General features: G+C 34.2%; 6 protein-coding genes and 1 pseudogene. 2 read left to right on the top strand and 5 right to left on the bottom strand.

Annotation, left to right across the window (positions count from 1 at the left end):
* Positions 1-36: 36 nt before the first annotated feature.
* Together PQ511_RS10365 and PQ511_RS10360 are read right to left on the bottom strand one after the other, a co-directional pair.
* Positions 37-231 carry a hypothetical protein gene (locus PQ511_RS10365; protein ID WP_273851810.1) on the bottom strand — a complete coding sequence of 65 codons (195 nt, stop codon included), beginning with the start codon at positions 229-231 and terminating at the stop codon, positions 37-39.
* A 336-nt stretch (positions 232-567) separates the two neighbouring features.
* Complete coding sequence (locus PQ511_RS10360) at positions 568-1,203, bottom strand: hypothetical protein (RefSeq protein ID WP_273851809.1); 636 nt, start codon at positions 1,201-1,203, stop codon at positions 568-570.
* A 283-nt stretch (positions 1,204-1,486) separates the two neighbouring features.
* Between PQ511_RS10360 and PQ511_RS10355 the strand changes: the two genes are divergently transcribed.
* Entirely contained in the window at positions 1,487-1,885 is a 399-nt protein-coding gene (locus PQ511_RS10355; RefSeq protein ID WP_273851808.1) for a hypothetical protein, read from the top strand.
* Between the two features lie 80 nt (positions 1,886-1,965).
* A pseudogene (locus PQ511_RS23715) lies at positions 1,966-2,166 on the top strand (ATP-binding protein); the annotation flags it as partial.
* A gap of 1,433 nt (positions 2,167-3,599) precedes the next feature.
* On the opposite strand, the gene PQ511_RS10345 reads toward PQ511_RS23715, so the two are convergent.
* The 3 genes from PQ511_RS10345 to cysQ all read right to left on the bottom strand — a co-directional run bounded on the left by PQ511_RS10345 (position 3,600) and on the right by cysQ (position 6,467).
* A complete protein-coding gene (locus PQ511_RS10345; protein ID WP_273851807.1) occupies positions 3,600-4,529 on the bottom strand; it encodes a manganese-dependent inorganic pyrophosphatase in 930 nt (309 codons plus the stop codon).
* Positions 4,530-4,652: 123 nt separating this feature from the next.
* Positions 4,653-5,540, bottom strand: coding sequence for a UTP--glucose-1-phosphate uridylyltransferase GalU (gene galU, locus PQ511_RS10340; protein WP_273851806.1), 888 nt, complete (start codon positions 5,538-5,540; stop codon positions 4,653-4,655).
* 102 nt (positions 5,541-5,642) lie between these two features.
* Positions 5,643-6,467, bottom strand: a complete 825-nt coding sequence (gene cysQ / locus PQ511_RS10335) for a 3'(2'),5'-bisphosphate nucleotidase CysQ (protein WP_273851805.1) — start codon at positions 6,465-6,467, stop codon at positions 5,643-5,645.
* Positions 6,468-6,480: the final 13 nt, after the last annotated feature.

Below are 6,480 nucleotides of genomic sequence, written 5' to 3'. Positions count from 1 at the left end.
TCTTATCAAGGAGAGAGTTACCGCTTAACAAACGCATTATCTAAAAGAAAATAAAGAGAAGTATTCCGGGTGACAAACCTCTGCACTTTTCTTTGCATTTTCCTGCACTTTTCTATTGCAAAATACAATACTTATGAAAACTATAGCTATTAATAAAAAATAAACTAAAACTACTAATCCCCATCCAATTACGTTAAAGGATTTTTGACGCCACGCTTCATTAATATCCATATATTATCTCCTTATTGATTCACAGTATTTTCAGCCTCTTCGTTATTTCATAATTTCCACATATTCATGAACGGTCATCATTGTACTATATACAAAATAGGCCAAACTATGAGATTAGATAAATCAAATTCTATACTGTTTATCAAAACATTTGATTCAGTTGGGGTATGGAAAAAAGATAGGTCTCCTTACTAAAATTTCAATTGCATGTCCTAACTATCTGGCGTGACGTGGGAATCTGTCCCTTTTTCTATATTATAGAAATTGAAAAAAACTGATAGTCAATCAAGAGAACAGTCCCCTGGTCACCACATTTCAACATAATAAGAATGTACATTACGCATCCTCATCATTACTTTCAAAGACTTTATAATTCATAATTGCATTAGACATTTCTTTTTTATCAAATTCCATGTCGCATTCTTTAAGAAACTCATTACACTCTTTAATAATTGTTTGTACTATTAAATATATTAATTTTACTTCTTCAACCTGGAAGTTGTTTTTTGTTTTATCGTTGTCAAAATCTTTCAAATAATAGTGATCACATAATCGATACGCTACAGCTAATTTTAATAATTTTGGAGAAGCAAACTTGCTTTTTTCAATAATTACATTTGCTATTTCCAGTTTACTAAAATTAGTAATATCATTCTTAATATCCTCTTCAGTTAATTTCCCATCCTTAAATCGCCTAATATTACCCTCTATCTGTAAAAATGGAGCACCTTTTTGGGTTGAATTAATATTATTGTATTTCTTTAAAAAATATCTAACATATTCTGATTGAACCACTATGGCGTACAGATAAAGATATAGCTCTTTAAGTTGATTGTAGTTATGTTCTCTTTTAAATTTTTTCTTATCAACAAACCAATCAAGTCTACTCTTTAAAAAGTGGAAAATAACATTAAAAGCTGTAGTAATAACTGCCGTTAAAATAGGAATCCAAATTATTGTGTTCAAATCCATTACTTACACCTCCTTTCCCAATTTAAAGTGTTTCGACAATTAGTATAAATTTCCTTTTTTCATACATAAAATTGTTCAAAAAAAGGGGGCTGTTTATACCGTAATCACTGTGACGGTTCTTATAACTCACTTACTGATACAAAACGGCAAAGCCCTTAGACTAATAGTTTTATCTATTAGTCTGTTAGTAACGGTGATAAAATCCCTTATAACAACGGTACCAAATTCCCCACTAATAACGGATAATCATTCTATATAACTTTTAGACATGGAGTGTAGAGTGATGGTCCAGACTGAGGAATTTTTTATGATTAGAGAACTTTTTCAAAAAGGTTGGTTAATAACGGCGATTTCTGACGAAACCGGAATTGATCCCAAGACGATACGAAAGTACATAAAAAGTGATGAGATACCTAAAAGGAAGAGTAGACATGCCAGTTCGGAAAGCAAATTAGATCCGTATAAAGAGTATCTTAAAACGAGAAAAAAAGAAGGAACGACGAATTTTTCAGTGTTGTTTGATGAGATAGAAGGATTAGGATATGAGGGTAAGATGTCTATTTTTAGAGACTTTGTAAGACCATATCGTACAAGTCCTAAAATACAAGCCACTCTTCGATATGAATTTCTCCTGGTAAACAGGCTCAAATGGATTGAGGAGAGATTAGCAAATATGAAGTAAATGGAGAGCAGAAAGAAGTTTATGCTTTCACTATGGTATTAAGCTATTCTCGTATGAAGTATTCTAACAAAATCATATCAAAAAGATACGAACAAGGAGCAATGATCTTAACTTCAAACAAGTCTTACGTTGAATGGGGCAAGATTTTTGGTAACGATGTGCTGGCTACAGCCATGTTAGACTGAGTCGTTCACCACTCTACTACATTCAATATCAAAGGTGGATCTTACAGGTTAAGAGAAAAAGTAAAAGCTGGCATACAGCCAGCTAAGCTGCGCTAATATTAGGGAATTATAAACCGTTATTGACACAAGTAGCATTACTACACGAAAATAGATTATCTGGGTGAAAATGACCCTCCATAATATAATTTCGGAGAATAAAATCGATCACAGCAGTTGTTATCTGCCACTTGAGTCTTATGTACACTGCAACGATTAGATCTAGAAATGTTTAAACAGTGTTCACAACGTTTTGGAGAAGTATCAGAAGCTGTCCATATTTTCTCGTTAACGATAATTCTATTATTCTGTTTTTCAGCTAACTTGTCCCATGCCTTCGCAATCTCTTGGTACTTTTTACGCTTTTCAATAGTCTCTAAATGCCTATTTCTTTTTCTACTCAATTTCATCTCTCCCGACATTTATTATAAGGTGGTTTCTTTATATATCGGTAATTTCATGGATAATATTAGTGAAAAACGCAAATTCATAATAATTTGCGCTTATAAATTCTATTTAGAGAACTTATCCTACAATACCATCGTTCAAGAAACATCTTCGTTAGGTATTTCGTCTTTATCCATATCCAAGTGATCAGGTACTGTATTATTATTCATATCTAGAAAGGGATCAGTTTGCGTGAAGACTTATGGTCTTAAAGGATTTCTAAAGATACCAGCGGGAAAGTTCTACTGATTCACCTCCTTATGTAAACCGAAAACCAGTTGAGCTAGACATTGAATTAGAGAGCCTCTCCTTGTTATTTACTTAATCAATTCTTGTGAAAAACCTAAATGGTAGTGAACCAAAAGAACCGGCTTCTTGTTCTTATCCTTACTTTTTTTAATATACACTATTCTCCACCCTTAACCAATTACGACTACGTCTTATTGCATACCACATTGAACTGTTTGGAGTTTTCTTATAAGAATCAAATTGTTCTTTATAGTAAGTTGAAGATATGAATTGATCAACTAGTTCTTGAATAGTGTAAGACTTACCAGATTCAACATTTTTTAAAAATCTAAAATGAATTGAAGAGTCTGTCCATTAAGAGAATAATTCTCTACCATACTTATATTCCTCCCTAACTTCTGTTTTGAGTTGGAGCATGACTTAATACTAAAGTGAAAATTACTAGAAAAGAAATTATTAATTATATAAGTAAAAGCTAAACGATTCTATTAATATCATATCCAGGTATCTCAAACTAGAAACCATTTCCTATAAGTAAGGTTCTTCACCTATCCTATTTCTAATTACTCTAGCAGGAGTATCATAAACTACTGCTTAGGAGTCAATAACGTTTAAGACCGTTGATCCTGCTCCTCCAGTGAGTAATACTTTACTATTTGACATACTATTTTCACCACTTTTCTTCCAAACACTATAACAATACTTAGACACATAACCTAGTTCATAACGGGGTTCATTTTATAAACAAAAAGTCAGACAGCTTCTATTGAAGAATTCTGTCTGACTTTGATTTTGTATTAAGCTGTAAATTCTTCTGTCAACACCGGCACAATCTGTTTCTTCCTAGAAACAACACCTTCAAGTACTGCCATATTTTCAACAAGGTCCACATTAAAAGCATTCTCCACATGACCTGCATGCTCCCCAAGCGCTAATACTGTTGAATTATTAGTAAGAATATCAGTCACAACAAGAACAAACAAATCAAGATCTTTCTCTTCAATTGCTTTTCTCATTTCTACTTCTACTGCTTCTTTACGAGCAAGTACATCAAGCGTATCAACAACATTCACTTGAGCCACTTCCACTTTAGCAGTACCCATACCAAATTCTTTAGCATCTAGAGAGATTAACTCTGCTGGCGTCTTACTGCTCATATCGGCACCGGCTTTCAACATTTCAAGACCGTAGGTTTCAGCGTCAACTCCTGCAATTTCAGCAAGTTCACGAGCTGCATGAACATCTTCTTCAGTACAAGTTGGCGATTTAAAAAGAAGGGAGTCCGAGATAATTGCTGAAAGCATTAATCCAGCAATACTTTTCTCAACTTGAATATTCTTTTCTTTATACATTTTATTAAGAATCGTTGCTGTACAACCAACAGGCTCTGCACGATAGTAAACTGGATCAGCGGTTTCAAAGTTTGCAATACGGTGGTGATCAATAACTTCTAGAACGCGTACTTTCTCTATGTCTTCAGCACTCTGTTGACGTTCGTTATGATCAACAAGAATAACCGCATTCGTTTCATTTGAAACGGTTTGAACCATTCTTGGTGCTTCAACATTAAATTGATCTAGTGCATATTGCGTTTCACCATTAACAGCACCTAAGCGTACTGGCTCAACATCCATTCCGAGCTTTCTTTTTAGATCTGCATAGACAAGTGCAGACGTAATTGTATCTGTATCTGGGTTTTTGTGACCGAAAATCAATACTTTTTCCATTGTTAGACTCCTTTAATTAAGAAAAACTTATAATATCCATTACATATTTTATAGATGATTTCTTATAAACTCAATACTATCTGTTAAGATTAAATAGATTTAACGAATGAAACTCACATATTGTTAACTATATGTGAGTTCCTTTTCAACAACCTCTTTTAGATATTCCAATACTTCCCCTTGAAGATCTTCTCTACTAAGAGCGAAATCCACCGTTGCCTTAATAAATCCGAACTTATCGCCTACATCATAGCGATCCCCTTCAAACTCATGAGCAATAACGGCTTGGGATTCATTTAATACTTTAATAGCATCCGTTAGCTGTACTTCTCCACCTGCACCAGTAGGCAGCGTTTCAAGAATAGTGAAGATCTCTGGAGTAAGAACATAGCGTCCAAGAATAGCATGATTTGAAGGAGCTTCATCTAATGAAGGCTTCTCAACAAGTGAGGCCACAGGGATAACACCTTTTTCTAGCATTCCGCCTTTTGGTGCAATGACTCCGTATTTCGAAACATCCTCATCTGCTACTTGCTGTACTCCAACAACTGAATTATTGTAGCGATTGTAAACATCCATTAATTGACCAATACACGGCGTTTCTGATCGTACAATATCGTCTCCCAGTAACACAGCAAAAGGTTCGTTTCCAATAAAACTGCTTGCACAACCAATGGCATGCCCCAGACCTTTAGGTTCTTTTTGACGTATGTAATGAATGTTGGCTAGGTTTGAAATCTCTTGAACTTCTTCATACATTTTCATCTTTTGTTTCTTAGTTAGGGTTTCTTCTAACTCGTAAGATTTGTCAAAATGATCTTCTATTGCACGTTTTCCTCGTCCACTGACAATAATGATATCTTCGATTCCTGCTGCAACAGCTTCTTCTACTATGTATTGAATGGTTGGTTTATCTACAATTGGCAACATCTCTTTTGGTTGAGCTTTTGTTGCTGGGAGGAATCTTGTTCCTAGACCAGCAGCTGGAATAATCGCTTTTCTTACTTTCATATGTATCTTCCTTTCGAATTTAAAGATTGAATATTCAGTCTATAAAAGGCGAGCTAACTGGATTAACCAATTAGTTCCCCAATAAATTGAGAAATAAATGATTTATAAATTAAACCCTTTTTTTCTAGCAATAAACCACGGATTCAATAAATTTTCTTTGTTATAAATTAAAGGTTCAATAGAATCGGTGTGTGTTACAGTTCCACCAGCATGAATAACTATAGCATGCCCGGCACCTGTATCCCATTCCATCGTAGGTGCGAAACGTGGATACACCTCAGCTTTTCCTTCTGCAACAAGACAAAGTTTAAGAGAGCTGCCTGCTGAAGTAATGTTGATTTCACCATAATTCTCTTTTACCTTATTTAAATACTCTTCCGTTTCTGGAGAAAGGTGAGATCGGCTAGCTACTGCAGAAATTTTCTCTTCTTTCTTCTCTAAAGGCAATTTCAGCGCAACTGATGTAAACTCTTCAATTGATTTGAATTCTTTATTAGAAACTTCGCTAAGTTTGAATGAACCTAAGTCTTCTTTTGCTACATAAATTGTATCTAAAACAGGTGCATAAATGACACCTAGTACTGGATGCCCATTATGAATAAGTGCAATATTTACAGTGAATTCACCGTTTCGTTTAATAAATTCTTTCGTACCATCTAACGGATCTACAAGCCAAAAGTATTCCCAGTCTTTTCTATCTGCAAAAGCTAAGTGATCCCCTTCTTCACTAAGAATTGGTAATTTTAATCCTAGTGAATTTAAACCATTTTCGATAGCTTCATGAGACTTTTTATCCGCAAGTGTTAAAGGAGAATCATCTTTTTTATGTTCAACTTGAAAATTTTCTGAATTATATACATCAAGTATTTTATTACCTGCGTTCATTGCAATATGTATAATGGAGGTTAAATCGATATTATTTAGCATATTCACCATACTC

The organism is Guptibacillus spartinae, from assembly GCF_028610625.1.
Classification (GTDB): domain Bacteria; phylum Bacillota; class Bacilli; order Bacillales; family Guptibacillaceae; genus Guptibacillus; species Guptibacillus spartinae.
The sequence above is the reverse complement of the archived record's forward strand: the minus strand, read 5'-3'. Positions and strand labels throughout refer to the sequence as shown.